24 protein-coding genes are annotated in these 23,433 nt (G+C 55.7%); 11 read left to right on the top strand and 13 right to left on the bottom strand.

What is annotated here, in order from left to right; all coding sequences use genetic code 11:
* Window positions 1-110: 110 nt before the first annotated feature.
* Window positions 111-1,013: a LysR family transcriptional regulator gene (locus E0L35_RS04105; protein ID WP_022519622.1), complete on the top strand. Its 903-nt coding sequence runs from the start codon at window positions 111-113 to the stop codon at window positions 1,011-1,013.
* A gap of 9 nt (window positions 1,014-1,022) precedes the next feature.
* On the opposite strand, the gene E0L35_RS04100 is transcribed toward E0L35_RS04105, so the two are convergent.
* The 6 genes from E0L35_RS04100 to E0L35_RS04075 all read right to left on the bottom strand — a co-directional run bounded on the left by E0L35_RS04100 (window position 1,023) and on the right by E0L35_RS04075 (window position 7,671).
* Window positions 1,023-1,892, bottom strand: a complete 870-nt coding sequence (locus tag E0L35_RS04100; protein ID WP_138799692.1) for an alpha/beta hydrolase-fold protein — start codon at window positions 1,890-1,892, stop codon at window positions 1,023-1,025.
* A 31-nt stretch (window positions 1,893-1,923) separates the two neighbouring features.
* The gene (locus tag E0L35_RS04095; RefSeq protein WP_230804683.1) at window positions 1,924-4,332 is read right to left on the bottom strand and encodes a TonB-dependent siderophore receptor; all 2,409 of its coding nucleotides are present in this window, start codon (window positions 4,330-4,332) and stop codon (window positions 1,924-1,926) included.
* Window positions 4,333-4,415: 83 nt separating this feature from the next.
* A complete protein-coding gene (locus E0L35_RS04090) occupies window positions 4,416-5,390 on the bottom strand; it encodes a FecR domain-containing protein (protein ID WP_022519625.1) in 975 nt (324 codons plus the stop codon).
* Window positions 5,387-5,911: a sigma-70 family RNA polymerase sigma factor gene (locus tag E0L35_RS04085; protein WP_022519626.1), complete on the bottom strand. Its 525-nt coding sequence runs from the start codon at window positions 5,909-5,911 to the stop codon at window positions 5,387-5,389. Before E0L35_RS04085 ends, E0L35_RS04090 begins: the two co-directional genes overlap by 4 nt.
* A gap of 268 nt (window positions 5,912-6,179) precedes the next feature.
* Entirely contained in the window at window positions 6,180-6,794 is a 615-nt protein-coding gene (locus tag E0L35_RS04080) for a LysE family translocator (protein WP_212751655.1), read from the bottom strand.
* A 217-nt stretch (window positions 6,795-7,011) separates the two neighbouring features.
* A complete protein-coding gene (locus E0L35_RS04075) occupies window positions 7,012-7,671 on the bottom strand; it encodes an NAD(P)-binding domain-containing protein (RefSeq protein WP_138799690.1) in 660 nt (219 codons plus the stop codon).
* Window positions 7,672-7,771: 100 nt separating this feature from the next.
* Here E0L35_RS04075 and E0L35_RS04070 point away from each other — a divergent pair, with 100 nt between their 5' ends.
* On the top strand, window positions 7,772-8,665 hold the full coding sequence (locus E0L35_RS04070; protein ID WP_138799689.1) for a LysR family transcriptional regulator: 894 nt from the start codon (window positions 7,772-7,774) through the stop codon (window positions 8,663-8,665).
* A 9-nt stretch (window positions 8,666-8,674) separates the two neighbouring features.
* On the opposite strand, the gene E0L35_RS04065 is transcribed toward E0L35_RS04070, so the two are convergent.
* A complete protein-coding gene (locus tag E0L35_RS04065) occupies window positions 8,675-9,529 on the bottom strand; it encodes a helix-turn-helix transcriptional regulator (protein ID WP_138799688.1) in 855 nt (284 codons plus the stop codon).
* A gap of 144 nt (window positions 9,530-9,673) precedes the next feature.
* On the opposite strand from E0L35_RS04065, the gene E0L35_RS04060 reads away from it, so the two are divergent.
* Entirely contained in the window at window positions 9,674-10,840 is a 1,167-nt protein-coding gene (locus E0L35_RS04060; protein ID WP_138799687.1) for an MFS transporter, read from the top strand.
* Between the two features lie 68 nt (window positions 10,841-10,908).
* On the opposite strand, the gene E0L35_RS04055 is transcribed toward E0L35_RS04060, so the two are convergent.
* Together E0L35_RS04055 and E0L35_RS04050 are read right to left on the bottom strand one after the other, a co-directional pair.
* Entirely contained in the window at window positions 10,909-11,805 is an 897-nt protein-coding gene (locus tag E0L35_RS04055) for an NAD(P)/FAD-dependent oxidoreductase (protein ID WP_138799686.1), read from the bottom strand.
* 148 nt (window positions 11,806-11,953) lie between these two features.
* A complete protein-coding gene (locus E0L35_RS04050) occupies window positions 11,954-12,403 on the bottom strand; it encodes an Rrf2 family transcriptional regulator (protein WP_053856872.1) in 450 nt (149 codons plus the stop codon).
* Between the two features lie 266 nt (window positions 12,404-12,669).
* Here E0L35_RS04050 and E0L35_RS04045 point away from each other — a divergent pair, with 266 nt between their 5' ends.
* Genes E0L35_RS04045 through E0L35_RS04035 form a run of 3 tightly spaced genes read left to right on the top strand, consistent with a single transcriptional unit; the run spans window position 12,670 to window position 15,875 of the window.
* Window positions 12,670-12,888, top strand: coding sequence for a DUF1656 domain-containing protein (locus tag E0L35_RS04045; RefSeq protein ID WP_022519635.1), 219 nt, complete (start codon window positions 12,670-12,672; stop codon window positions 12,886-12,888).
* 23 nt (window positions 12,889-12,911) lie between these two features.
* Window positions 12,912-13,796, top strand: coding sequence for an HlyD family secretion protein (locus E0L35_RS04040; RefSeq protein WP_138799685.1), 885 nt, complete (start codon window positions 12,912-12,914; stop codon window positions 13,794-13,796).
* Between the two features lie 3 nt (window positions 13,797-13,799).
* Window positions 13,800-15,875, top strand: a complete 2,076-nt coding sequence (locus tag E0L35_RS04035) for an FUSC family protein (protein WP_138799684.1) — start codon at window positions 13,800-13,802, stop codon at window positions 15,873-15,875.
* 56 nt (window positions 15,876-15,931) lie between these two features.
* On the opposite strand, the gene E0L35_RS04030 is transcribed toward E0L35_RS04035, so the two are convergent.
* On the bottom strand, window positions 15,932-16,858 hold the full coding sequence (locus tag E0L35_RS04030; protein ID WP_022519638.1) for a LysR family transcriptional regulator: 927 nt from the start codon (window positions 16,856-16,858) through the stop codon (window positions 15,932-15,934).
* Between the two features lie 140 nt (window positions 16,859-16,998).
* Here E0L35_RS04030 and E0L35_RS04025 point away from each other — a divergent pair, with 140 nt between their 5' ends.
* Window positions 16,999-17,391, top strand: a complete 393-nt coding sequence (locus E0L35_RS04025; protein ID WP_138799683.1) for a RidA family protein — start codon at window positions 16,999-17,001, stop codon at window positions 17,389-17,391.
* Between the two features lie 376 nt (window positions 17,392-17,767).
* Complete coding sequence (locus tag E0L35_RS04020; protein WP_138799682.1) at window positions 17,768-18,511, top strand: SDR family oxidoreductase; 744 nt, start codon at window positions 17,768-17,770, stop codon at window positions 18,509-18,511.
* Window positions 18,512-18,549: 38 nt separating this feature from the next.
* Here the strand turns inward: E0L35_RS04020 and E0L35_RS04015 are convergent, their stop codons facing one another.
* Window positions 18,550-19,560, bottom strand: a complete 1,011-nt coding sequence (locus E0L35_RS04015; RefSeq protein WP_212751654.1) for an MBL fold metallo-hydrolase — start codon at window positions 19,558-19,560, stop codon at window positions 18,550-18,552.
* 171 nt (window positions 19,561-19,731) lie between these two features.
* Between E0L35_RS04015 and E0L35_RS04010 the strand changes: the two genes are divergently transcribed.
* Window positions 19,732-20,640 (top strand): LysR family transcriptional regulator, encoded by a 909-nt coding sequence (locus tag E0L35_RS04010; protein ID WP_138799681.1) that lies wholly within the window; start codon window positions 19,732-19,734, stop codon window positions 20,638-20,640.
* A gap of 65 nt (window positions 20,641-20,705) precedes the next feature.
* Here E0L35_RS04010 and E0L35_RS04005 read toward each other — a convergent pair whose 3' ends face one another.
* Together E0L35_RS04005 and E0L35_RS26230 are read right to left on the bottom strand one after the other, a co-directional pair.
* Window positions 20,706-21,263, bottom strand: a complete 558-nt coding sequence (locus E0L35_RS04005; RefSeq protein WP_138799680.1) for a sugar O-acetyltransferase — start codon at window positions 21,261-21,263, stop codon at window positions 20,706-20,708.
* A gap of 28 nt (window positions 21,264-21,291) precedes the next feature.
* Window positions 21,292-21,465, bottom strand: a complete 174-nt coding sequence (locus E0L35_RS26230; RefSeq protein WP_022519644.1) for a hypothetical protein — start codon at window positions 21,463-21,465, stop codon at window positions 21,292-21,294.
* Window positions 21,466-21,525: 60 nt separating this feature from the next.
* Between E0L35_RS26230 and E0L35_RS04000 the strand changes: the two genes are divergently transcribed.
* Together E0L35_RS04000 and E0L35_RS03995 are read left to right on the top strand one after the other, a co-directional pair.
* The gene (locus tag E0L35_RS04000) at window positions 21,526-22,053 is read left to right on the top strand and encodes a TetR/AcrR family transcriptional regulator (RefSeq protein ID WP_138799679.1); all 528 of its coding nucleotides are present in this window, start codon (window positions 21,526-21,528) and stop codon (window positions 22,051-22,053) included.
* On the top strand, window positions 22,050-23,198 hold the full coding sequence (locus tag E0L35_RS03995; protein WP_138799678.1) for an MFS transporter: 1,149 nt from the start codon (window positions 22,050-22,052) through the stop codon (window positions 23,196-23,198). The genes E0L35_RS04000 and E0L35_RS03995 overlap by 4 nt, the downstream gene beginning before the upstream one ends.
* Window positions 23,199-23,433 lie beyond the last annotated feature (235 nt).

Genomic DNA, 23,433 nt, shown 5'->3' with positions numbered 1-23,433 from the left:
GGAGTAACAGCGCGGAAAAAGAAGCGACGTACCAGCAAGACTCTTTTGATTTTAAATCAACAATGTTAAACACTCACTAAGGCAAACGGCAGCGCTATGAAAAGCAATTTATGAAAAGCACCCTTGAAGAACAGAAAGCATTTGTGACAGTCGTGGATAGCGGTTCTATCACAGGCGCCGCTGAGCGGCTTGGCATGACCGTTTCCGGGGTTAGCCGTACGCTTAACCGTCTGGAGCAAAAACTTGGCGCCACGCTATTACGTCGCACAACGCGCCGCTTGGAACTTACCGAAGAGGGAGAAACGTTTCTAAACCACTGCCGCCATATTCTGGCTGCCGTTGAAGAAGCCGAAGAGGCAATGCTGGATCGCCACAACCAGCCCCAAGGCAGGCTACGAGTTAACGCCGCCCCCAGTTTTATGCAGTTCGTGATTGTGCCGGTGATTGGCGAGTTCCGCGCCCGCTACCCTGGTATTACGCTGGAGCTGGATACTCATGATCGCTTTGTCGACCTGTTGGAACAGCGGGTTGATTTGGCCATCCGCATTGGCAAGCTTGAAGATTCTTCGCTGCACGCCCGCCTCCTTGGCTACAGCCCGCTGCGCCTTCTGGCCAGCCCCGTCTACCTTAAACGCCAAGGCGCGCCGCAAAGCATCGACGACCTTCAAGATCACAGCTTGCTAGGCTTCAGCCAGCTTGATCATCTCAACCGCTGGCCACTGTTCCGCGCCGATGGTCAACCCCTGCACATCACCCCAACGCTGGCGGCTTCCAGCGGCAGTACACTAATCGAGTTAGCCGTTGCGGGAGAAGGCATCGCTTGCTTAGCCGACTTTATGACCATCACTCCCCGTCAAAACGGCACACTGGTGGATGTACTACCCGACTGCACAGAAATGCAGACCCAAGCTGTGAACGCCGTGTACTACCGCCAAACCACGCTTTCACAACGCACCCGGCTGTTTATGGAGTTTTTAGCTGAACAACTGCCAGGGAAGTATTTGATCGCTTAAAACACTCGGTCAGCCGCCCCGAGTGCCCAGAAGCTGTTTGAGAACACGCGACTCCAGCACAAAGGGAACAGACATATGATCTTCGCCCTCTACTTTGTGAAAACTGCTACGCAAACCATATGCCGACAGGTCTTCAAGCCGCTGATAAAGCTGACTAGCATCCTGCTGGTTCTGGAGTGAGTCGTTGTCGGCCACGACCAATGAAAGGCTGTGATGGATGGCATTAACCTCCCCTGCCTCCACCTGCTGACTGAAGTCCCTTTCATGTTTCAACAGGTAGCTATTGTTCCACCAGAGACTGGGGCTGGCCGCGACAATGTGGTTAAACAGCTCCGGCCGAGTAAATAAGGCATAAATCGCAAACATACCGCCGAAAGAGTGGCCATAAAGACTCTGGTGATTAGCATCTACAGGAAAGCGCTCGGCAATAGCAGGCATCAAGCTCTGCTCGATAAAATCCAACAGCTCATCCTGTCCGCCCTGAGGTGGCGTGTTTTGCTCCTCGGCCACCGGCGGTGATAAATCGTAAGAGCGCCGCAGGAAGTTATGCGGCGCTTCGCCCGGATAAGCGATGCCCACAATAATGGCCTGGCGGAACGGCTCCTGTGCCCGCTTGGCCTCATGCAACGAAGCGAAATAAGCGTTGCCATCCAACACGTAGATCACCGGGTAACCGCCGCTGTAGGGTACCTCGCCTTCCGGTTTGCTGATCAGGATACGATAGACGGCACCTTGCTGGTTTTGCATCGTCCATTCCAGCGTCTGATCAAGGGTCACTTGACGCTCAGCCGCCACGTCTGGCTCATCTGCGTATGCTGCCCCTGAACCGGCCATTAAAACCAACCCAGCAAACACTAAACTACTCACAAAAAGTTTCATGACTCGTTGCCCCCGCGACGCTGCCACTTCATCACCACTGGTAAGCGATGCTACCAATCAGACTGCGACCGGCACCGCGATAGCAATAGATGCCCTCACAGGAGATATGCTCTTCATCCGTTACGTTAGTGGCGTTGAGGCTGGCACGAACCCCCTGTAAAGAGCCCGCGAAATCATAGTGAGCCGCCATATCAAACAGGCTGTATGCAGCGTTTTTATTGCTGTTGGCATTATCAATGTACTCACTACCGATATAGCGCACCCCACCGGAAAGACGCAGCCGTTCCAACGCAGGAACGCGATAATCCAACCACAGGGACGCCAGGTGACGCGGGGTATTCGCCAGGTCACTGCCCTCGTTGCCATCATTATCTGCGGTGATTTCGCTGCGGTTGTAGTTGTAGCTTGCGGTCATGCGCAGGTCGTCGGTGACATTCCCAACGGCCTCAAGCTCCAGCCCACGGGTACGCACTTCTCCGGTTTGTACTTGAAATAGCGGGTTCTCGAGATCAGTGGTTTTACGATTGGCCTCATCGATCTGGTAGATCGCCGCAGTCAGCATCGCGTCACTGCCCGCTGGCTGATATTTCAGCCCCAGCTCAAACTGCTCACCTTCAGTAGGATCGAAGTCATTGCCGCTCACATCGGTACCGCTCTCAGGCAGGAACGATTGCGCATAGCTGAAGTACGGCGACAGCCCCGAATCAAATGCGTAGAGTGCGCCAAAGCGCCAAGTGTTTTTCTCATCCCGGCTTTCGCTGGCAGTACCGGTGAGGTGGTTGCGAGTCTCGTCACGCGCCCAGTCGCGGCGGATTCCTGCGGTCAAACGCCAGTTATCGAGCTTGACCTGATCCTGTAAATAAAGACCTCTACGGTGGGCTTTCCCACTGTCGTTTGTCCACACGTTACTCGGCTGGGCTACAGGCTGACTGTAATCCGGGTTGTCGATATCGATCGACGGCGCGCTGCCGCCCGCATAAATGACATCGTTCTCGAGATAGGCGTAATCGGCGCCTAGCATCACCTCATGTTCCACCCCGCCCTGATCAAAGGTTGCCATCAGCCTAGTATCAGTACTAAGAGACTCCATCTCTTCGTAAAGGCCGACACTGCTTCGGCTCAGCGTTGTACCGGATAAGGTGCCTGCTGAGAGGTACTGGTTGGTGGTATCCACCTGGCCGTAGCGCACATTTTGCTGCAGTTGCAGCTGGTCACTCCAACGGTGGTTAAATTCATAACCTAGTGCCCACTGCTCTTGATCCAGCTTGTCAAAGTCTTCATCGCTGGACCAAAAATGAGTCAGGTTATCGCCGTCCTGATAAGGACGCGGTGAAGCAGAGGTCTGGCGTTCCTGATACTGGGTAATAAAGGTAATGTCGGTACGATCGCTAATCTGCCAATAAAGAGATGGCGCCAGCAGCGAGACGTCATTATCCACCTGTTCAATGTCCGTTTGCGCATCGCGCATAACGCCCACCAAGCGGTACTGCACATCGCTGCCCATATCACCACCCACATCGAACTGGCCTTGCAGATGGTCATGGCTGCCCACCTGCAGTTGCACTTCCTGTGGCGCATCAGCACTTGGACGTTTGCTAACCCGGTTCACCAGCCCACCCGGTGATAGCTGACCATAGCGCATCGAATCAGGGCCTTTGACTATCTCAATTCGTTCCAGATTATAGGGCACTGTGGAGTAGTAGGAGAGCCACCCGCTATTGGGTTGGCGCAAGCTATCAAGGAAATCGCCATGATATACCGTCGGATACCCCCTCACCGATATCAAGTCAAAGCGCGGATCCATCCCCGCTGCTTCAACCCGAACCCCAGCCGTATAAGCCACCGCCTGCTCTACTGACGACGGCTGCCGGTCACGAAGCTGCTCTTCGGTGACCACACTGATACTTTGCGCAAGCTCTATCAGCGGTGTGTCGGTTTTGCTGCCCGCTGAGGTGCTGTAAGCCAAATAACCGTCACTACTGATTCGGCTGCCTACCACTGCCACGGTATCCAATACCATGTTTTCTGCAGTACCTGCTTTTTCCATTACATAGTCCGCGGCCCCCCGCTTGACCACTCTCAAACCACTACCCTGAAGCAACTGGGCAAACCCCTCCTCCACGCTATAACGCCCATTCAATCCAGCGCTTTGCAGGTCATCAGTGAGGTCAGCGGGGAAAGACAACACAATGCCCGCATGGCTGGCGAACTTGCTCAATACACTGCCCAACGATCCTGGTTCGATGCTGTATGCCTGCTGGCTAGCAGCCTGTTGCGCCTGCCCGTCCGCTGTTTGTGCTTGCGCTGCTTGTAGGGGCAACAGCGACATCGAACTCATCAGGGCACAGCCTAGTGCGATACCGCCAAGCGCGCACGAGGGTTTGCCATGATGGTATCGAAGGGATATGAGTGTCTGCTTGGGGTTAAAGGGTTTGGTCATCTTTATCTCGTTAATTCCAGAATCGGTTGCTTTATCTCTGGGTCGAACGAGATCGGAAAAGGGACAATAAATAATCCAACTTTTTATTCGCTAGATTTGAGAGTTACCCAATATTGGGTCAGTCGGTCGACGCTAACCGGCAGCGCATTGGCAATGGCTTGCAGCGCCCGGTCGGTATCATCAATAGGGAAAGCGCCTGATACCCTCAGCCCGGCAATGGCGGGATCACAACGCAGCACGCCTGTACGGTAACGACTCAACTCTGCTACCAAACGGCTCAACGGCCAGTCCACCGCTACCAGCAGACCGCGTGTCCAGCTATCCGCCTGGGCGGTGGCGGTGGCAACCTCTACAGAGCGTGAGCTCATCTGCGCCTGCTCTCCAGCAACAAGGCGCTGGGTCTTGCCACCAGCCAACTGCGGAATCAACTCGACCTCATCCTCCAGCACGGTGACTTGGGTAGACGTGCCCTGCTTGCGCACGGTAAACACGGTGCCCAACGGCACAACAGTGCCTTGCTCGGTATGCACCTGCAGCGCTTTAGCGGCGGCAACGCCTTTCGCCCCTTGGCCCGTGCGAATAAAGATTTCGCCTTCATAGAGGCGAATCAACCGCGTGGTCGAGGTTTCCACTACATCCAGCGCGGTGGCCGTGTTAAGTACCAATTGCGTACCGTCGGCCAGGGTATATTCACGGCGTTCTCCCCGTGCGGTGCGGTGGCTGGCCATCCAGCTTTCTACTGGCGCCTGTTGCCAGGCCAACGAGCCCAGCGCGCTTCCTGCTGCCAATAAAGCAAAGCCGCGCAGCACTGCTCGTCGGCTATGACTCTGACGTTGTTTGATCTGCAACGCATTGAGCGAAGGAGTACCAGGAATCACCTGCAATTGCTGACGCAGTTTTTCTACCTGTTGCCAAGCCTGAATGTGGGCCGGATCCTCCGCTAACCAAGCCGCATGTGCGTGTTTTTGCTGTGCAGTAACATCTTCCGAGCACAACAGTGCGTACCAGCGGGCCGCAGCTCTGAGGGTATCTTTGCGGGTTGCCTGGGTATCGCTCATAGTGGTTCTTCAAACATCAGCAGCAAGCAATGTTCAGTGGCTTTGGCCATGTACTTTTTCACCGAGCTGACGGATACCCCCAAACGTTCGGCGATCTCGGCATAACGCAGACCCTCCAAATGGCAGAGCAAAAACGCCTGGCTTACCTTGTTGCCTAACCCTTCCAACATTTCATCGATCTGAAACAGGGTTTCCAGAATCAAGGCCTGCTCTTCCGGCGAGACGACCACCGGCTCAGGTTGATGCTTTAAGGCTTCCAACCAGGCTTTTTCCAAGGCATCCCGACGCACAAAATCCACCCACACCCGGCGAGCAATGGTGGTCAGAAAGTTACGCGGTTCATGGAGTTTGCTAATTTGGTCGGCGTTACTCGGAGAGGTGAGAATGCGCAGAAAGGTATCCTGAGCCAGATCAGCCGCCTGCCAGCTACAGCCCGTTTTGCGCTGCAGCCAACGCTGTAACCAGCCATGATGTGCATTATACATCTCGGCCAATGGCGTATTCTCAGCTGAAACCGGCATCCCCCCTCCCAAACGATCAGCAAACGGAGGGATATTCTAGTAACAGCTGCCAGTTAATACAAATCATTATTATTTTCTTTAACCACACTATTGTCCCTCGATAGCTGCCGCTGAAAAGTGGACGTACAGCCCGCTCTTATTGAACTGCAGACCCAAGCTGTGAACGCCGTGTACTACCGCCAAACCACGCCTCCCAGCGCACCGGCTGTTTATGGAGTTTAAGCAGTGCAACTGCCGGGATGGTATTTGCAAGGGTGAAGGGCGAAGCCTACCCTACGCCATTGCGTGCCAAAAGGGCTCCAGCACCGAGCATTAATCCACCTGTCACTCGATCCCACCATTGGCGAATATTCGGCTTGCGCAATATATCTGCGACACGCTGCATTAGCCAGACAACACCCCACCACCAAACAACACCAATAACCACATCGAGTACACCGAGGATCAAAATCTGACGCACGACATCAGCAGCTGGATCCATGAACTGAGGTAACACACTAAGAAAAAAGACAATGGCTTTGGGGTTGAGCACATTTGTCAGAAAACCACTCACGAAGGCTCGGCAATGGCCTGTGCAAGCGTCTTCGCATTGAACCTCGTCTTGTACAATTTGATGTTGTTCGCTTTTACGCAGCACGCTAATACCTAGCCATATCAGATAAGCCGCGCCTACCCAGCGTATCACTACAAAAAATTCTGCAGATTGCGCAGCGATGGCTGAAAGTCCCATAGCCGCCATTAACATATGCAAGCAAAGACCACTCTGGGCACCCAGAGCAGCGGCGAAACCTAGATGTTTATGCTGCACGGCATAGCGGCTCACTAACAAAAAATCTGGCCCGGGAATTAGATAGGCCAGGAGTACCACAGCGATAAATCCCACCAACTCCATACAACCCTCAGATTTTTATCTAGCATGCAGGAGATTAAGCATGGTTTAGAAAATACAATGCTGCCATTAAATCGCTATGGCCATTCACTTCTTTAGCTTTGCAGAAACGGAACTATAGATAGAGTTTCTGGCAGCTTTCAGTTTAGGTCAGCCCACTACCCACCCGTTTAAGGCGCATGCCTCAGCATCGTTCTCTTTGCTTCTCCTTTCACCGACGCCATGATCCTTCCGGCATATCAATGTCGCGTTGAGCCTCATCGAGCGCCTGACGCACCCCCTCCCGATCAAACGGTATACAGTAAGCTGGTTTGGCGCGCTCAAAACGCCAGCTTTCCGCCAGCGACCCAGCATCGACAACGTCGAAGCCGAACTGTCGCACCAACCTTGCGACGCTCTCCTTAGCCGCATCGTCATCTCCCGCTATCGGTAGGGCGCGCCGGTTTCCCGAAGGCAGCGTCTGCCCACCCTTCTCCAGATCGGAGGCCAGAATCGCGTTGAATGCCTTCACGAGACGGGAGCCTGTCAAATGCTGCGCCAGCAGTCCACTCGTCGTCGCCCTGCGCTCATCCAGTTCGGGGATCGATCCATCTCGATCTGGATAGTAGTTATTGGCGTCCAGCACTATCTTGTCACGCAGTGGCTCAACCGGAAGAGTGGCATATTGATGAAAAGGAATGGCGATCAGTATAATTTCGCCGAAGCCTATGGCTTCATGCAGGCTGCCAATCTGTGCTCCAATTTTCGGCGGAATGCTGCGGAGTGTCTGCGGCCCCCGCGAGTTGCTGATCATGACGTCATGGCCTGCCGCAATCACCTGGCGTGCAAAGGCTTGTCCGATAAAGCCCGCACCAATAACCCCAATCCGCATGTCTTTCTCCCGACCGTTTTAAGATAAGCAGTACTTTATTGCGTTACTCAAACGTGATAAACAGGTCTTTATTGACTTAATAATCCACTGAGAGTTGATAATGCTGGATCGGTTAACGAGCATGGCTATTTTTGTGAGGGTTGCCGATCTTGGCTCTTTCACAGCCACCGCCGCAGAATTCGGCCTATCGACGCAGATGGTTTCCAAACACATCATGGCCCTGGAGCAGTTGCTTGGGTCGCGGCTCTTGCACCGCACCACGCGCAAACAGAGCCTGACCGAGATCGGACATCTCTATCACGAACGATGTCAGGTTATCCTTGCAGAAGTCGAGGCGGCCGAAGCGCTGACGGAACAGGCCCGGGCCGTTCCACGGGGTCGCCTCAGAATCAACGTGCCCGTCACATTTGGCAGTCAAAGCCTGGTGCCTCTTGTCACCCGCTACCTTCGTAAGTACCCAGAGGTGGAGGTCGACCTCACCTTGTCGGATCGTCTGGTCGATCCTATCGAGGAAGGTTACGAAGCTGTCATTCGCCTCGGGCCCATCAGCGACAGCACCACATTGGTGGCACGTCCGCTTGCCCCCTACCAGCTCATCGCCTGCGCCTCGCCTGCCTACTTAGCGAAGCATGGAGAGCCGGAGACGCCTGCGGATCTGGTTGAGCATGAGTGTCTGGGGTTCGCCTATTGGTTCGGCACCTTGGGCAGGCAGTGGCGCTTCAGTCGCGACAACTGCAATTTCGACGCTTCCGTGAACGGGCGGCTACAAGTCAACGACTGGAAGGGGCTGCTTCGCGCAGCATTGGAAGGATTCGGCATTACATTGGGCTACGAAGCTGCATTGACGGAGGCGTTATCCACCGGGCGGCTGGTGCGCATCTTGCCAGACTATGATGGGCCATCAAGACCTATGCACCTGCTCTACGCCGCCGATCAACGCATGACGCCGAAGCTACGCCATTTCATAGACGACGTTGTGACCACGTTCGCTTAACTTCCACCGTTACCTCGCGCCTTTGTCGTCCCTCACCCAGCGGGTAAAAGCAGCACTCTGAGGATCCGCCTCCTTTACGGCATAATAAACCAACCGTAAGTGGCGCTCTTCATCAACGGTTAACGTCGTGTGCTCGAACGCCACTTCGCCCAACTCCTCAAGGTAAAGATGACGTACTCCCTGGCAAGGGGCGTTGACCTCCTGGGTTTTCCACAACTGCTTAAACTCAGGCGATACTTTGGTTAACTCTTCGACAAGCTCATCAATGGTGGGGTCTTGCGCCGCGCGGGCAAAGTCGCGCCGAAAGCTGGATAGCATTTGGCTGACCTGCGTTTCCCAGGGTGACAAGCGCTGACGCATGGCAGGGTCGGTAAATAACAACCACAGCATATTGCGGCGCTCTAGTGCATGGTAAGAAAAGTTGAACAGCTTATTGGCCGCGCCGTTCCACGCCAGCACATCCCAGCGCAAGTTCAGGATATACGCAGGTCGTGTGGGCAGGTCGTCCATCAAGGTTTGAACCAGTGGCGGCACGCTGCACCAGGTTTTGCCTAGCTCAGAGGGTAAACGCTGATGGGCAAGCAAGAACAGATGGCGGCGTTCAGCCGCATCCAGCTTGAGCGTTTTGGATAAGTTGTCCAGAAACGTCGCCGATACGCTAATATCGCGGCCCTGCTCCAACCAGGTATACCAAGTCAGCCCCACGCCCGCTAAAGCGGCGACCTCTTCACGCCTTAACCCCGGCGTACGCCTTCGGCGGCCACGAGGAAGTCCCACCTCTTCTGGGGCGATTTTCTCCCGGTGCATGCGTAGAAACGCAGCCAAGTCTTCCCGTGTTCGAGTCAGCGTCCGTGGAGCGGTCATTTTATTACCTTGAATAACTTATCACTTTTAGTAATAGCATAAACAGTTAAATTGTACCCCCTTTAAAGCCTCTCCAGAATAGCCCTTCGCTGGCAAAAACAGCGCTGGCGGATTCTTTTCTCATGCTTATGCCTGGAGTGCGTTATGGCTGACCAATCTCGTCTATCAGTATATCTCGTGGCACTGGGTGCGTTTGCACTTGGGATGGCCTCTTATGTCACTGCGGGGCTAATTCCCCTCATCGAAGGCGCCTTTAGTGTCTCTGCGGCCACGGCTGCTCAGTTAGTCACGGCATTCACCTTAGCCTATGGTTTAGGCTCGCCTGTCGTCGTTGCGCTACTACCTGGCAAGTACCAACGCCTGGGTTTACTACTAGCGTTAGCCGTTTTTATTGTGGCAAATATCGCCAGCGCCCTGGCCACCAGTTTTATATCACTCGCCATATGGCGGGCGGTCGCTGGCGTTGGCGCAGGGGTTTACCTTGCCATGGGAATTGCCGCCTCAGCCGCCATAACGGTTGAGGCTCACCGCGGTAAAGCGATTGCCATCATTATGGGTGGTATGGCGAGCGGCACGGTACTGGGGGTGCCTATCAGCCTGTTACTGGCGGAGCGTTTAGGCTGGGAGTCAGCGATGTGGCTTATTTCAGCACTTGGGTTAATCGCCTACGCGGGGCTACAGGTAAAACTACCTGCGCTTCCATCCGCACCAACGCTTTCACTTGTTCGCAAGCTCGCTATTTTGCGAAGCCCTCATGCCATGGCCATTCTGGCGGTTTCCTTATTGGGCGCCGTGGCCAGTTTGGGCATGTATACCTTTATTGCCCCGTTTATGGCTGCCACCGAGTCAGGCGCTGTTCAGTCGATTACCGGCTACTTATGGGTGTGGGGGATTGGCGGCGTCATGGGCAGTTTTCTGATTGGGCCTCTGGTGGATAGGTTTATCGGCCCTGTGATTACTCTGGCGATTATGTTGCTGCTCTTTTTGGCGCTCATTGCTCTACCTTTCACGGCGTCGGTTCACCCACTGCTGACGTTACTTCCAATTGCGCTTTGGGGTGCTGTGGGCTGGGCGCTTCAAGTGCCACAAAACAATGAACTCGTTCGTGCACGCCAAGCCCACGGCGACGGTAACCTGGCGGTCGCACTCAATGAATCAGCGCTCTATTTAGGCAGTGCGATAGGCGCGGCGTTCGGGGGCGTTTTGCTGGCTTTCCACCTTCCCGTTTCGACATTAGCCATTGGCGCGGGGGTTATTGCCGCTGCAGGTGCAGCAACACAGCTAATCATCGTCATGCGCATGAAGCGCTAGATCAGTTAGTGCACGCCAAGTGGCACTCTTCATGCCCCTTGGCGGCTCTGCATAGATCAGTCTTTTGCTTAACACCCAAACATCAGCGACCGGTGTGTAGAAAGCCCGGCCATGGCGCCATCAGCCACGGCAAAGGTGACCGACCCTGCGGCGCGGGCCACATCACCGCAGGCGAAAACACCGGGGATTGAAGTGGCCTGCATTGCATCGGTTTTAACAATGCAGCCCATGGGAGACTCCTCTAGCTCGCATCCCAATTGAGCTGCTAACGGGCTAAGGTGAATGCGCGGCGCGACAAATAAGCCCACCAATGGAAACACCCGACCATCCTGCATCACCAGCTCAACGCCAACCTCCGTTTGGGAGACTAGCCGTGCCGCTGCGCCATATTCGATATGAGTACCGCGCGCCTTAAGCTGAGCCAGTTGCTCAGCAGTGGGTTCAAAGGCATCGTTAACAAACAGCATGGTTGCGCCCCAGTCGGGCAGCATCAAACCATGGTGCATCGCGAGTTCTGAGGTTGCCAGCACACCGATACCCTCTTTGCCCAGCTCATAGCCGTGGCAGTACGGGCAGTGGAAAACGCGTTTACCCCACAGCTCGGCGAGCCCCGGTAAGCCTGGAAGCTCATCGGTAACACCCGCGGCCAGAATAATGCGCCGTGCCTGATAGGTGCTTCCATCGGCCAGCGCCACCAAAAAATTATCAGCCGTCCCCGTTACTGCCTCCACCCGCCCCGTGCGCCACTCAACCGTTGGGTACTCCATCAGTTGGCTACGGGCCTCTGCTGCTATCTCTGCAGGTGGCGCACCATCCTGGGTTAAAAAACCATGGGAGTGAGACGCAAAACGGTTGCGGGGTTGTCCCGCATCTATCAGTAATATTTTCCGTCTTGCTCGGGCCAGCTGTAGCCCTGCCGCCATGCCTGCGTAGCTGCCACCGATAATCACTGCATCAAAACTCATTGCCCTTCCTCCGTGTGCACCCAGCCTTTTAAGCCCATGGTGAATAAACTCATTTCATGTATCTTTTATTGATACATTAAAAAGCGCACAGAGGTCAATGGCAATGTTGAGAATGCCGATTAACGTTAATCGGGTAGGTGTTGAAGTATTAAGGCGTCGGCAGTTGGTAGCCTTTGCGCGTCGCAATATCATCAAACTGTTCAGCAAGCTCGGCCAACGTGACCGCTCCCAGGCGGTCAATGAGCAGCGCTTCCGCTTCGCGCATGGCGTCGAAAAGCGCCGCATTAACCACCTGCTCTACCGCGCAGTCCGGGTTATCACGGTCGGTGCCGATGGCGAAAATGCGCGGTCCGCCTACGGCGTTGTGTATATCCAGCAGCGTTACGCTGTGCAAATCACAGGCGATGCGCCAGCCGCCGTTGTGCCCCTTTTCAGACTTTACATAGCCCGCCTTACGAAGGCCCGCCATAGTGCGCCGCACCACGGCAGCATTGGTGCCCAGCATGGCACCAATCTGCTCTGAAGTAATCGGTTGGGATTCCCGCGCGATGTGCAGTAGCACATGCAGCATACGAGAGAGGCGGCTATCTGTTCTCACGGGCAACAGTCAACTATTCAGAGGATAAACAAAGGAAAACAACGAAGCTGCACTTTAGCACACCCGCGAGCGGGGCTGGGAATGAACCCAACCAGGGCCACCGCACACGAACCTACACCTCGTTCGCCGTTATAAGGCAAACTATGCTCTAGCTCTCTATACTGGTGCTGAATCACTTTCACTGGCAGGGGGATAAATGTCTGGCACGTCATTAGCCCCATTTAGCGCCTCCCATTGTCGTTACTTCCAGGCCACTTAAGGATGTTATGGGTCTTCACGAAATCGCTGTCGGTGGCATCTACTTAAGCCCTCTGTTGATCTACGCGCTGATCGGCTTTGTGGCTACGCTGACCATTCGTTCACTACTGCACTGGGTGGTCGGCGAGTACGCGCTCTGGTACGAGGCGTGGTTCGACATTTCATTATTTGTCATCCTCACCGCTGCCACCACGTTCATTTTTACTGTTTTGCTTCAAAGCCCTTAAGACAGCCCTTGAGAGAATCGCCGATGCGCCCTTCGCTCCGTATTTTGCTCACCCTCGTTATTGTCGCCATTGCCGTTGCCGCCGGTGCATGGCTATGGCACTACTACCTCTATACCCCCTGGACTCGTGACGCTCGGGTTCATGCGAAAGTGGTGACGATTGCCCCCGATGTCTCCGGCTGGGTACGCACACTTGAAGTAGTGGACACCGACCATGTTGCCCAAGGTGATACGCTGTTTGAGATCGATAACACGCGTTACCAAGCGGCGGTGGACAGCGCCCAGGCCACGGTTGACCATCGCCAGGCGACCCTGGAGCTAAGCCGCGCCGAGGAGAGTCGACGTAACCAGCTGAGCAACAATCGTGCGATTAGCGCAGAAAATCAGCAGATTGCCCAGATCAACTCGCGCATTGCCGCTGCCGATTTACAGCAGGCTCAGGCAGAACTAGCCAGCGCTCAGCTTGATTTAGCGCGCACCCAAATAACCGCGCCGGTAAGCGGCCATATCCTCAATGTCCATCTTCCCGCTGGCACTTACGCTAATCGGGGTACGCCGGTGATGGCGCTGATCGCGGATAACTCCTTCTATGTCGTGGGTTACTTCGAAGAGACCAAAATGACGTCGATCGACATGGGTGATCCGGTGGATGTGATCCTGATGAACGGCGACACCCATCTGGAGGGCCGGGTGGCGGGTATTGGTCGAGGCATTGCCGATAGCAACACGGCTCTTAACCAGCAGTTGCTGCCCCAAGTGGAGCCCACCTTTAGCTGGGTGCGCCTGGCGCAGCGTATTCCGGTGCGCATTGCACTAGAAGATGTTCCTGATGACACTCTGCTAAGCGTCGGCATGACGGCAACGGTGCGCGTCCGTCCTGCTAAAAACGCTGCCGAACAGTCTGAGTAACCCATGTCGCCGTTTGTTAGTACCTACCTTACGCCCAACGCCACGGCGGTCAAGTTTGCGATCAAGACCACCCTGGCGATGATGCTCGCGCTCTATATCGCGCTTATGTTCGACTTGGAGCGCCCCTACTGGGCGCTGATGTCGGCAGCGTTTCTGCAGATACGCCCAATGAGCGGCATGGTGGTAGAAAAAGGCATCTGCCAACTTGTCGGCACCTTGATTGGCGCCATGGCGGGTATCGCGATCATGGCACTCTTTGCCCAGGCTCGCGTGCCTGCGCTTATCGTGCTGACCGCTTGGATTATGCTATGCACTTACGTGGGCTCGCTGTGGCGTAATAACTACACCTACGGCTGTCTGATGGCCTCCGTAACCGCGATGCTGATCGTGGTCATCTCCAGCGGCAGCACGCCCGCCGGAATCTTCGATATCGCCGTGGCGCGCCTTACCGAACTGGGGCTGGGCGCCATCTGCGCCATGCTGGTCAGCTCGCTGCTCTGGCCATCCCATGTGGGCGCCCACCTTGCCACTCAGGCCGACAGCGTGATCAACGAAGCCTTCGAGCATGCCGCCCTGCGTTTAGAAGCCAGCGACGATATTCCGGCGATGCAGAAAGCCCTGCGCAGTAGCCTCGGGCCGTTAACCCTGCTGGAAACCGATAGCCAGGCCGCCCGCTTTGAAGGCCCGGTAGGCCCCGGCCGAGTGCGCGCAGCCCACGTACTAACCCGCCGCACGCTGCGCTTTTTCGCCAACCTGCAGGCGCTGCACCAACTGATGCACGACCACGCTGACCGGCTCGCCCCACAAAGTATCGAACTCGCGGGCGAGGTCGCAAAAGGCTTTCGCGATGCTGAAAATGTCAAAGGGGTCATTGAGGCCAGAAAAGCTCTCCAGTCGCTACGCCACCGGGTTCATGAAAGCGAGGAAGAGGCCAGCTTAGCCCCTCTCGATCGGCGTCTGCGGTTGGGGCTACGTGAATCGATCGGCCACGCCATGATCATGCTCGATGCCCGGGAGGCGATTGCCTCGCCGGAGAGCCATAAACTGCGCTCATCGCCACTGGCCTGGCACCGCGATCACCTCGCCGCCGGTATTAACGCCATTCGCTCAGGGCTAGTATTTTCGCTACTGGCGACTTTCTGGGTCGTCACCGCCTGGCAGAGCGCCATGATCGCGATGATGCTGGGCACGCTGTTTTCAGCTTTTTTCGCCAGCCGCGATAATCCCCTTGCCATCACCATGATGTTTTATAAGGGCATGCTGGCGGCGATTCCCAGTGCTTTTCTGTTCGGCCATGTATTGCTCTCCCAGGCCAACGGTTTTCCGATGCTAGCAATGCTGTTTGGTACACCGCTGTTCTTGGGACTATTAGGTGCCACTAATCTAGCCACCATGGGCTACTGCCTGGCCTTCACTATCTTCAATATTCTGCTAACCATGCCCGGTAACGGCATGGATTTCTCGTTCGACAGTTTTGCCAACCGGGTGGTGGCCGTAGTGATTGGGCTAAGCTGCGTGGTCATGGGCTTTCGTCTACTGCCGGGGCTGGGCACCCGACTTCGGCGGCGACGTTTAATCAATGCGATTTCCACCGATATCCATGAGCTAAGCCAGCGCTCGATTCGCGACGCCGAAACCCGCTTCAGCGGCCACATGGCGGATCGGCTTCTGCAACTGGCGCAGCATGACGACATGCTACCCGAAGACCAACGCCACCTGTTTATTCTTGGCTTGACCGGGCTGGATGTTGGCACCGCTACGCTGCGCCTGCGTGATCGGCTTGATGATGCACCGCACCCGCGAATCCGCGAGGCGCATCGCCACCTACTAGGCACGCTAGCTAGCGGGTTTGAAGAGAGCGCCAACGGGTGCCAGCCACAAGGAATTCGCGAAGCAGGCCAGCAGTTGGAAGAGGCAATAGAGGCTTACGGTGACGTGCCCGCTGACCGCCGTGTACTGTTGGAAGGCTTGGTTGAGCGGCTCGAATTGGCTCTAGAGCGTCTGGGGCGCATCATGGCGGAGCGGCCACAGATTAAGTCTATGCATAAAGCCCCGAACGCTCCCGTGCTAAAAAAATAAGTGTCCGTTCATGGAATTACCAGAGTAAAGCGCTAGTGAACTAGCTACTTGTATCGCTACTGCCCCCGTCGATCAACCATGGGCGCATGCTGAGCCATCAACTCCACAACCCAATCGATAAACACGCGCAGCTTGGCGCTTACGTGCCGATTCGGTGGAAAAGCGACGTACATCGGCATTGGGTCGAGATGCCAGCCATCAAATAGGCGAACCAGCTCCCCGCGAGATACTTGCTCACTGACCATGTAGTCAGGAAGCCACACTACGCCGAGCCCCGCTATGCCTGCCGCAAGACCGGCATTACCGTCATCGACCGAAATCACATAGCGCCCTTGTACGGTAACGCGCTCTCCGTTGCGGTACATGGCGTAGGGAGAAGACGCCCCGGCACGGGCCCATCGGAACCCTACAATGTAGTGAGGGGGAGCTGAGAGTTCTTGCGGGTGCAAAGGCAAACCAGCGCTTTCCAGATAGCTCGGCGCGGCGTAAATACCGATCTTCAGGTCGCCTACGCGGCGCGCCACTAACGATAAATCCGTGAGTTCTCCGCCGCGCACCACACAGTCCACGCTTTCACCGATCAGATCCACCATGCGGTCACTCGCCCCCATATCAATTTGAATATCGGGGTATTGAGCGTGGAAAGCAGGCAAAGCTGGTATCAAGATCATGCGCGCGAAAGGGCTGGGCACGTCCACCCTTAGTCGGCCGCGAGGCGACACCGAGGCGTTGGACAGGCTGGTTTCAGCATCATCCATATCGGCTAATAGCTTTATAACGCGCTCGTAATAGGCGGCGCCGTCAGCCGTTACGTTCACCTTGCGCGTGGTGCGGTTGAGCAGCTTTACCCGTAGCCGTGCCTCTAATTGTTGCACGAGTTGCGTCACGCTGGTTTTGCTCATGTGAAGTGTTTCAGCTGCTTTGGTAAAGCTGCCCGTCTCCACGACCCGAGCAAAAGCCTGCATTGCGTTAAAACGATCCATGAGGGTGCCAAACACCTTTGATTGTTTGAAAACTACAAACAATGTTGAACAGAATTCGCCGTTTATCTACCAAAAATGGAGGTCTAAAGTGACTTCATCGTAAACAACGGGTCGGTTTCGACCTACTGATGGAGATTCACATGGCTAAGCGTGACGCTGTTTTCCCCTCCGGCCGCCAGGCACTTTATGACCAGAATACCTATTCCGCCGCTGTTCGCTCGGGCGATTTTCTGTTTGTCTCGGGCCAAGTGGGCAGCCGTGAGGACGGCTCGCCCGAGCCAGATTTTGCTGCTCAGGTGCAGCTTGCTTTCGACAACCTACAGAGAGTACTGGAAGCAGCGGGCGCAAGCTTTGACGATATCGTCGATGTGACGAGCTTTCATACTGACCCGGAGGCCCACTTCCCTATCTGGCTGGAAGCCAAGGCGCGTGCGTTTCCGGAAAAACCTTACCCAAACTGGACAGCGGTCGGCGTGACATGGCTGGCAGGTTTCGATTTTGAAATCAAGGTCATTGCCAGACTACCCGAGTAATCAAGTGCCATGTGGCACAAGCGCCTATTCGCAGGGACATCGCTGCATGGTTACTGGCTGCCTCGATAGTTTTCTGACAGCGCAGCCTGTTTAGCTGCGCTTGGCATACGTCCGGGTGGCCTATTTGAGTGGATTCGTCTGATTTTCTCCCGCCTTTCAACTCAACGTTAGCAAGATGCTGAAGGTATTCACCCGCCCCTGCAGGATCAGGCAAGTTTTGCGCAAGGGTTGGCAAGCCCTGCCGCCGTGGAATTGTTAAAAAGTAAAGGTCAGCGCAGCCGTTCAGGGGCCTCACCAACGAAGCGGTTCGAGCTGCGCGACTATCGATGTCCATATTGATGACATTGAATCCTAATGATAGGCGGAGTGTATAACAGTGAAAACATCAGGAAACACCATTCTCATCACCGGCGGTGGCTCCGGCATTGGCCGTGAGCTTGCTCTACGCTTTAACGCGCTGGGCAACACCGTCATCGTCGCTGGACGACGCATGGAAACGCTGGAGGAAACCATTGCCGGTCACCAAAATATGCACGCGATGGTCGTCGATGTAGAGGATCCGCGAGCAATTGTGGCCTTTGCTGAGCGTGTCATCGCCGAGCACCCCCGCCTTAACGTGCTGATCAACAATGCGGGTATCATGCGCCGCGAGGACTTGACCAGTACCCATGACCTCATTGATGCCGAACAAACGGTCGTCACCAATCTGCTTGGGCCTATCCGGCTGACCAACGCACTGACCGACCACCTGACAAGCCAGCCAGACGCGACGATCGTGAACGTATCGTCCGGGTTGGCGTTTGTGCCGTTAAGCGGCACGCCCACCTACAACGCCACCAAGGCGGCCATTCACTCCTATACGATTTCGCTCCGCGAACAGCTCAAGGGCAAGGTCGAGCTTATCGAACTGGCACCTCCCGCCGTGCAGACGGAACTGACACCCGGCCAGTCGACCCGCAAAGGCTATATGCCGCTCGATGACTTTATCGACGAAGTCATGACGCTTTTCCACGAAAAACCCACGCCCAAGGAAATACTGGTGGAAAACGTCAACTTCCTGCGCTGGGCGGAACGCGACGGACACTTCGATGAAGCGGTGGAGATGCTCAGTCAATTTTGAACGGCACGGCTTCACTACGACTGACGGGCTACCCCGGATCAAAACTGCCAATTGGCCGGAACCCAGGCATAGCCGTTGTCGGTCTTGAGCATTCGGCCAATGCCCGGGAAGGGAAAGTGGAAGCCGAGAACGGGTAGCCTGTCTGCCGCGGCCATATCGAAGATCCGGCGGCGCGAGGCGAGTGCCGTTTCCTTGTCACGATCCGGCCCGGGCAGCCATGAGTGATCAATATTGACGATAGGATGATAGGCAAGATCAGCGGTCAGCAGTAGCTGATCCTTCCCGGAGTGGACAAGGAAGTTCGCCATGCCGGGGGTGTGGCCCAGTGCCGGAAGCGTGGTCAAGCCAGGAACGATTTCTGTGCCAGCTTCGTACAATTCGATATCGCCGGTGACCGGCGTGAGGCTCTGCCGGATGGCTGTGGCGAAATGGCGGCGAAAATCCTCGGGTACCGGCATGTAGGAAAGATCCGGATCGTTAGTGATGAAGAAGTCCCAATCGGCACGGGGCGCAAAGACTGTTGCCCGCGGAAATGCCTTGCCACCATCGGCCGTTCGCAGGTTGCCGACATGATCCGGGTGCGTGTGCGAGATAACCACAATGTCGATATCATCGGGCCGTAAACCGATAGCGGCCAGATTATCGAAGATGCGACCGCCTAGCGACCCCATGGTCTGCCCGGCACCAGCTTCGAGAAGAATTCGCCGGCCATTCGTTTCAATAAGAAGGGTATTGAGATTCAGCGTCATGTGGTCGGTCGGCAGGAAGGCTTGCCTCAACACCTCCTCAAGTTCCGCCTCCGACGCATCGCTGGCGTAAACCTGCGGTGGGCCGCCTATCAGCCCATCGCTCAACACGGTGGCAGAGATGTCGCCGACGCGAAAACGATAATAGCCGACATTGCCACTCGCATTTATACCCTGAGCCGTAGATGACGCGGTGGAAGCCTGCTGTGCAAAGGCTATGCCGCTGGCCGGCAAGATCACCCCCGCCGCTACCGACGCCGCTGTCAGCATCACCTGCCGACGATTCACTGTTATTCCGCTCATATGTCCACCCTGTTCGAGTCACTGATTGCTCTGCAGTACTTGTTTTCAGCGCCGGCCAAGACCAGGGGTAACCAAAACCGAGTCATTGCGATGCGCTTTTAAAGGATGACCCAGAACAGGCATGCGGATAAGCTAACGAAAACGGATCAGCTTATTAAGCAGGGCTTTGCAATGAGCCAACTACGCCTTGACAGCTTAGAGATATTTGAAGATGTGGTGCGCTGCGGTGGCTTTAGAGCCGCTGCCCTTGGCAGGGGCGTGTCATCGTCCGCCATTAGCCAGTCGATCAGCGCACTTGAGGAAGCGCTGAGCATTCGGCTGCTGAACCGAACGACACGTAGCGTCGCGCCCACTGAAGCAGGCGAACAGCTTCTTGAGCGACTTGGACCCGCTCTTCATGACATCAGAACAGCGATCGACGATCTCAATCAGCTTCGAGAACGCCCATCTGGCAGCGTGCGGATCAATGCCCCAGGGCCAGCGGCCGACCATGTGCTGTGCCCATTGGCCTTTGAATTCATGAAAATGTATCCCGATGTCAATGTTGAGATCGTCAGTGATGCTGCGATCGTCGATATTGTGAAGCAGGGCTTCGACGCTGGCGTGCGCTTCGGGAATCAACTCGCCCAAGACATGATCGCCATGCCCCTGGGCCCCTCCTTGCGATATGCCATCGTGGCCTCGCCCGATTATCTTCGCGAGCGTGGTCGGCCCGACTCACCGCGCGATCTCTTGCAGCATGACTGTATTCGCCGCCGTTTCCCCGGCGGCACCATGGTAACGTGGACATTCGAGAAGGACGGCGATGAAGTGGAGATCACGCCGCAAGGCCGGTTGACGCTGAGTTCAGCGCACCACGAACGCCAGGCGGCGATCGCGGGATCAGGAATCGCTCATCTGTTTGAGGACTATGTCCTCGCCGATCTCGAACAGGGCAGCGTTATTGAATTGCTCAGCGACTGGAAGAAGAAGCTGCCGAGTTGGTATCTGTATTATCCGAACAGGCGGCATACCAGCGCGGCCATGCGGGCCTTCCTCGACTATATCCGCCATCGTGAATGGCCTCCTGTCAGCAACTAATGCTTCACAGGCTATGCTTGCTTATTCATTTAAACCAATAGCAAAGTAAAAAATAACCGCCCCCCTTAAACGTCGATGGTTTTAATAATGTTGGTGGGATTACCCCCTACCACAACATTATCTGGCACATCTTTAATAACGACGGCCCCCGACGCGATAACAACGTTATTACCTACACTAACACCTGGGTTAATGATGGCACCGCCACCAATCCAGACGTTATTTCCAAACGTAATCGGCTTTGCGTACTCTTTGCCCGAATTACGCTCACGCGGATCCAAGGGGTGCGTGGCCGTATAAATCTGCACATTCGGCCCAAGCATGCAGTTATCACCAAATCGTATTTCACAAACATCCAGCAGTGTGCAGTCGAAGTTTGCAAAGAAGTTTTCACCGACATGGATATTATATCCATAATCCAGTCGAATATTTGGCTCTACATGAAGGCACTTCCCCGTAGAACCAAATAAATCTTTTAACGCTTTCAAGCGCTGAGCATCGGTTTCCAACACTTGATTGTATTGCCAAACCTTGCGCTTTGTTTCCTCATGCTCTTTTCGCAATACCGGATCAGCAGGGTTATAGAGCTCTCCTGCTAGCATCTTGTCTTTTTCCGATCGCATTATTCGCCTTCCTTGCTAGAACTCTATGTTAATCACCCCCAACCGGTATTGTCTCGCTCCGGTTCGGAATCAAGCGGTGCAGCCAGTTCAAGATATCATCGACACCACTGTAGGCAACGGGAATCACCAGCAGACTCAAAAACATCAACGTGACCAGCCCACCAATGACCGCGACGGCCAGGGTGCCCAGAAGCTGGATCACCCTCCTCCCTTGAGCTCAGTGAGAGTTGATCATGTAAAGTGATCATTTTACACTACTCACATGGATACTAAAACAAAGCTTATTTCAACAGCAGAGCAGCTTTTCGACCGGCACGGCTTTACCGCCACCGGGATGGACAAGCTAACCAAGGCGGCTGGCATGTCGAGCCGAACGCTCTACAAGCATGCGGGCAGTAAAACGGCGCTGATAACGGAGGTGCTCAAAGAGCGCCATCGACGGTTCCAGCCACACATCGAAGTGGGCAGCGTTGATGCACTCTTCGACGCGCTGGAAGAATGGATAAGGAGCGAGAGCGCAAGAGGATGCCTCTTTTTGCGTGCTTACGGCGAAACCGGCGGTGACACACCGGCAATCACTGAGGCCGTGCTGGCTCACAAGACAAGGCTTTATGAGAAGATCCAGGACATTGTCGCGATAGAAACCGATGGCCAGGAGATGCCGGAACTCGCCGAGCAGATCCTTATTCTGTACGAAGGCGCCACCGCGGCCGCGATTTACCGTGGCCCGGAGGCGATAGCCTCGGCACACAAAGCCGCATCAGCACTGCTCAAGCAGGCACGATCATGAGCCCCAACGTGTACCTCGGCGCGGCGGGGTTTGGCCTGATTGCGGTGTGCTATGGCTTTGCGCGCTTCGCCTTCGGACTCTTCCTGCCCCAGATCGACACTGACCTTGCTCTCACGCCCACCTTGAGTGGCTTTATCTCAGGTGGATCTTTTCTGGGCTACTGTGTCGCCATCATTCTATCAGCGTACCTGACCGAACGGATCGGCGCCCGCGCCGTCGCCATTGGCGCGGCGCTGGTCGCGGCAGTCGGCATGGCGGGCATCGCCATGGCTCCTTCCCCCCTATTGCTCGCCTGCGCGGTCATGCTGGCAGGCTCCAGTACGGGGTTAGCCTCTCCGCCCATGGCGGCAGCGGTGGCCGCCGCCGTCCGCCCTAAACGGCAGAGTGCCACCAACACGATCATTAATGCCGGAACGAGTGCCGGTGTGGTGCTTTCCGGGCCGGTCGCGTTACTGATGGGAGGTCAATGGCGGTTAGCGTTCGCGTGTTTTGCAGTGGCAGCTTTTGTAATGACGGTAGTCGCCGCGCTCAGCGTACCCAGCGGCACCAAGGCGACCCAGGCCTCTGGCGCCTTGCCACCCTTTAACAGCGTTATTATGCGCTTGATCGCGGCTGCTTTTCTGATGGGCGCGTCCAGCACCGCTATTTGGTCTTTCGGCGGCACACTCGTCGCGCTGCAGCTTGGCTGGGGCAATACCGGCGCGGGGCTGCTTTGGATCGCTATCGGCGCCGCCGGTATTGTGGGCGCAGGCGCAGGTACACTAGTGGCACGCTTCGGGATCGACCGGGTGCATTGGCTTTTTCTGGGAGCATTGGCGGCAGGCACTCTTTTGGTTGGTACCAGCGCCACCACTCCCCTACTGGCAATCGTCGGTGGCATGTTGTTCGGCGCGGCTTATATCATGGTGACAGGTGTCTATCTGGTATGGGGCGTTACTGCGCTGCCCGACCGGCCCGCTACAGGCCTGATGATTGGCTTCCTGACCATCGCGATCGGCCAGACGGCTGGCGCCCCACTCTTTGGCTTTTTGATGGATCGGCTGACCCCCGACTACGCTGTGCTGGTCTTCGCATGCATTGCCTTTACCGCGGGGCTGGCAAGGGCCGGCAGCGCCATACCCAAGCCCGCCCCAAAAGCCACCTAGTCAACACAAGAGGTAGGTCGCCTAATAGCGGGGTTACTGGCCATACATCGACAATAACGAGGCAGCGTTAACACTCCTGACACAACACGTTGAAGCAGCCATCAAGAGCTGCTCGACGGGTATGTTCAGCTATTCGCCGCCGTACTCAAGCCACACAGTGTTTTACCGCTAGAAACGTTAAAACAACGCTGCATTGGACTGATCGACGCAGGCTGGGTGGCACATGCCGGTTATC

It is taken from the genome of Halomonas sp. ATBC28, from assembly GCF_005937175.1.
Lineage (GTDB): Bacteria > Pseudomonadota > Gammaproteobacteria > Pseudomonadales > Halomonadaceae > Vreelandella > Vreelandella titanicae.
This window is presented reverse-complemented; position numbering and strand designations above follow the sequence as displayed.

What these genes read in the sequence shown, in the direction of transcription:
- E0L35_RS04105 (WP_022519622.1), top strand. Translation starts at nt 111, where the DNA reads ATGAAAAGCACCCTTGAAGAACAGAAAGCATTTGTGACAGTCGTGGAT.
- E0L35_RS04100 (WP_138799692.1), bottom strand. Translation starts at nt 1,892, where the DNA reads ATGAAACTTTTTGTGAGTAGTTTAGTGTTTGCTGGGTTGGTTTTAATG.
- E0L35_RS04095 (WP_230804683.1), bottom strand. Translation starts at nt 4,332, where the DNA reads ATGACCAAACCCTTTAACCCCAAGCAGACACTCATATCCCTTCGATAC.
- E0L35_RS04090 (WP_022519625.1), bottom strand. Translation starts at nt 5,390, where the DNA reads ATGAGCGATACCCAGGCAACCCGCAAAGATACCCTCAGAGCTGCGGCC.
- E0L35_RS04085 (WP_022519626.1), bottom strand. Translation starts at nt 5,911, where the DNA reads ATGCCGGTTTCAGCTGAGAATACGCCATTGGCCGAGATGTATAATGCA.
- E0L35_RS04075 (WP_138799690.1), bottom strand. Translation starts at nt 7,671, where the DNA reads ATGCGGATTGGGGTTATTGGTGCGGGCTTTATCGGACAAGCCTTTGCA.
- E0L35_RS04070 (WP_138799689.1), top strand. Translation starts at nt 7,772, where the DNA reads ATGCTGGATCGGTTAACGAGCATGGCTATTTTTGTGAGGGTTGCCGAT.
- E0L35_RS04065 (WP_138799688.1), bottom strand. Translation starts at nt 9,529, where the DNA reads ATGACCGCTCCACGGACGCTGACTCGAACACGGGAAGACTTGGCTGCG.
- E0L35_RS04060 (WP_138799687.1), top strand. Translation starts at nt 9,674, where the DNA reads ATGGCTGACCAATCTCGTCTATCAGTATATCTCGTGGCACTGGGTGCG.
- E0L35_RS04055 (WP_138799686.1), bottom strand. Translation starts at nt 11,805, where the DNA reads ATGAGTTTTGATGCAGTGATTATCGGTGGCAGCTACGCAGGCATGGCG.
- E0L35_RS04045 (WP_022519635.1), top strand. Translation starts at nt 12,670, where the DNA reads ATGGGTCTTCACGAAATCGCTGTCGGTGGCATCTACTTAAGCCCTCTG.
- E0L35_RS04040 (WP_138799685.1), top strand. Translation starts at nt 12,912, where the DNA reads ATGCGCCCTTCGCTCCGTATTTTGCTCACCCTCGTTATTGTCGCCATT.
- E0L35_RS04035 (WP_138799684.1), top strand. Translation starts at nt 13,800, where the DNA reads ATGTCGCCGTTTGTTAGTACCTACCTTACGCCCAACGCCACGGCGGTC.
- E0L35_RS04030 (WP_022519638.1), bottom strand. Translation starts at nt 16,858, where the DNA reads ATGGATCGTTTTAACGCAATGCAGGCTTTTGCTCGGGTCGTGGAGACG.
- E0L35_RS04025 (WP_138799683.1), top strand. Translation starts at nt 16,999, where the DNA reads ATGGCTAAGCGTGACGCTGTTTTCCCCTCCGGCCGCCAGGCACTTTAT.
- E0L35_RS04015 (WP_212751654.1), bottom strand. Translation starts at nt 19,560, where the DNA reads ATGAGCGGAATAACAGTGAATCGTCGGCAGGTGATGCTGACAGCGGCG.
- E0L35_RS04010 (WP_138799681.1), top strand. Translation starts at nt 19,732, where the DNA reads ATGAGCCAACTACGCCTTGACAGCTTAGAGATATTTGAAGATGTGGTG.
- E0L35_RS04005 (WP_138799680.1), bottom strand. Translation starts at nt 21,263, where the DNA reads ATGCGATCGGAAAAAGACAAGATGCTAGCAGGAGAGCTCTATAACCCT.
- E0L35_RS04000 (WP_138799679.1), top strand. Translation starts at nt 21,526, where the DNA reads ATGGATACTAAAACAAAGCTTATTTCAACAGCAGAGCAGCTTTTCGAC.
- E0L35_RS03995 (WP_138799678.1), top strand. Translation starts at nt 22,050, where the DNA reads ATGAGCCCCAACGTGTACCTCGGCGCGGCGGGGTTTGGCCTGATTGCG.